Origin of the sequence: Pararhodospirillum oryzae (assembly GCF_007992075.1) — a bacterium.
Lineage (GTDB): Bacteria > Pseudomonadota > Alphaproteobacteria > Rhodospirillales > Rhodospirillaceae > Pararhodospirillum > Pararhodospirillum oryzae.
This window is the reverse complement of sequence record NZ_BJZO01000159.1, coordinates 1-2,412: the sequence shown is the minus strand read 5'-3', so window position 1 is coordinate 2,412 and position 2,412 is coordinate 1. Positions and strand designations below refer to the sequence as shown.

The 2,412-nt window shown below is 62.0% G+C and carries 3 protein-coding genes; all 3 read left to right on the top strand.

The annotated features are described in order from the left end of the window. The first annotated feature begins 162 nt into the window (after positions 1-162). On the top strand, positions 163-735 hold the full coding sequence (locus ROR02_RS16195) for a hypothetical protein (RefSeq protein WP_147165077.1): 573 nt from the start codon (positions 163-165) through the stop codon (positions 733-735). Next, positions 732-1,898: an AAA family ATPase gene (locus ROR02_RS16190; RefSeq protein WP_147165076.1), complete on the top strand. Its 1,167-nt coding sequence runs from the start codon at positions 732-734 to the stop codon at positions 1,896-1,898. The genes ROR02_RS16195 and ROR02_RS16190 overlap by 4 nt, the downstream gene beginning before the upstream one ends. A gap of 211 nt (positions 1,899-2,109) precedes the next feature. Next, complete coding sequence (locus tag ROR02_RS16185) at positions 2,110-2,295, top strand: hypothetical protein (RefSeq protein ID WP_147165075.1); 186 nt, start codon at positions 2,110-2,112, stop codon at positions 2,293-2,295. The last annotated feature ends 117 nt before the right edge of the window (positions 2,296-2,412 follow it).

Genomic DNA, 2,412 nt, shown 5'->3' with positions numbered 1-2,412 from the left:
CCGTTGGTATTAGTGTCACCATGGGGCCGGAACCGCTTTCCAAAGTGCTGCCTCTTACCTTCCTCGGAATCGCCCGCGCCGTTGCGAGAAATCCACGCGCCGGATGGGAGGCCAGGGCCAAGGCCCGCCGGCTTTTGATTGAGGCTGGGGAGGTCCTTCCCGATGAATGATCTTCTCGACGAGTTCGCCCTTCTCGCTGCCGCTGTCACACCCGCTCACGACGCGGCCCTGACCCGTCGGGGGGTCCCGGAGACCTGGTTGAAGGGCCGGACGGCGCCCGCCCGGTACGGAGTGGCGCGGGGCGCCCTGACCAAGGATGGGTGGGTTTCCGGCCCCGGTCACGCCCACGTCTTCCTTCCTGACCCCCCGCTTGCCGAAATCGGCACCCCGAACTGGCCGACCCCGGAATTGTTTGACCTGGTTGCTTTCCGCCCCGACCAACCCGGGTGGTGGTGGGTCAGGAATGACTCGGTGCTGTTGAATGGGGTGGAGGTCGAAAGAGCAATGTTCTTCGAGGACCCCTTAATCATCCACCCCGATCCTTTGGAGTGGATGAAGGCCGCCGGGAAAGGGGTGGTGATTTTGGATTGGGGTGCCTTCTTGCCCCTTCATGTGGGAGGGCCATCCCGCTTGGTCTGCACGACGCTCCCCCTGGCCGAACGTCTCGACTGGGCGTTGCGTCAACCACCCCGACGCTTCCGAATTGAGGTGGCCGAGGAAGGAATCGCCGCATGACCAACTCGATCCCCCTTGATGATGCCCGGAAACGTCGGGAATGGCAGGATACCCGGGTCAGGAGCGAACCCCGCCCGAAAGGAGCGCCCCGGGCTTGGGGTGGGTTTAAAGATACCGGGAGATGGGTTGGAAAAAACCCGCCGTCGGTGGACTGGATCGTGACCGGCCTTATCCCCGCGCGGATGGTGACCCTCATGGTCGCGAATGGTGGGGTTGGGAAAACAATGTTCGCTCAGTTGGCAATGACCTGCTGTGCCGTGGGTGCCCCCCTCGCAGGGCGGGCCACCGCCGGCGGGTCCGGGGCTGGGGTGTTTGGAGAGGATCCCGAGGGGATTCTTCACAGCCGGCAAGAAAGGATTTGCCGCCATTTGGGATGCGACATGGAAGACCTTGTTGGTCGGGTTTTCCCCATCAGCTTCGCGGGACTCGATGCCGCCCTTTGGCGCGGTGGAAAGACAACGGCCCTCTTTGATAGCGTCGAGGAAGAAGCCAGAAGAATTTCCGACCTCCGACTCCTGGTTATCGACAATGTGGCTCTCGTGTACGCCGACAACGAAAACGACCGAGTGCCCGTGTCTGGTTTCCTTAACGCTCTGAATGGGATGGCGGAGCGCCTGGGCTGTGCGATTCTCCTGTTGACCCACACCAGCAAATCGAGCGAAGCGGGGACGTTCAAAGCCGCCTCCGGGTCCACGGCCTGGATCAACGGGGCGCGGTCAGTCCTCCAATTGAAGGTTGATGATGAGGACCCTGGGCGCGTCGAACTAAAATTGGTCAAGAGTAACCACGCGAGGCCCGGGGATCAAATAGACCTCAGGTGGAGCGATGGCGGGGTTTTGGATATCGACCCGGACGTGGGAACAGACGGCACGGTGGGGCGCCTCGATCGACGGGCCCGCGTAACCCGAGCCAAGGACAGCTTTCTTGCCTGCCTTGCCGCCCTGGAAGGTCAAGGGCGGATCGTCACCGACGCGCGCAATAGTCCCCGTTACGCCCCCAAGGTCATGGTCGCCATGCCAGAGGCGAATCACGCACGCATCCCCGATTTGGCCGAGGCGATGGAGACCTTGTTTGCGGATATGGAAATTCATGTTGGCACGGTGTCCGGACCCGATCGGAAGCCCATGAAGGCTATCGTTCGGGGCGCAAAGGGTGCGCCGTGATGGCCTGCGGGAAGTGTGCGGGAAGTGCGGGAAGTGCCTTGCTAAGTCATTGATTTCATTGCGTGCGGTGTGTTGCGGGAAGTGCGGGAAGTCCCCTCGTAAGTCATTGATTTCATTGCGGGGAGTGTGCGGGATGTGTGCCCCTATTACTACGTAATAGGTTCCGCCCCTTCGGCGGGTCGGACCAAATTCCTTTCAGGCGGGACCCTTCATGATCATGAATGTCAAAAACCCCTCCAAGCTGCTGAGCCGGTCATCAAGCGATAACGGCGCCGAGACCCTGGCCACCGGCCACGACGTGGCCCGCCAGGTGCTGGCGCGAGCCCGGGAACTGCTGGGCCCGAGCCAACGGACCCGGAGCGATTTTTGCGCCCCCCTAAAAAGGAGCGAGGGGTAGGACAGGCAAGGCCTCGTAAAACCCCCTGGAATGCGATCTTTCCGCCCCGGCCTTTCCCGGGCATCGACCACCCAAGAAACGCACCAGAGGCCAGAAAAACGGCCCTAGCGTCGATGT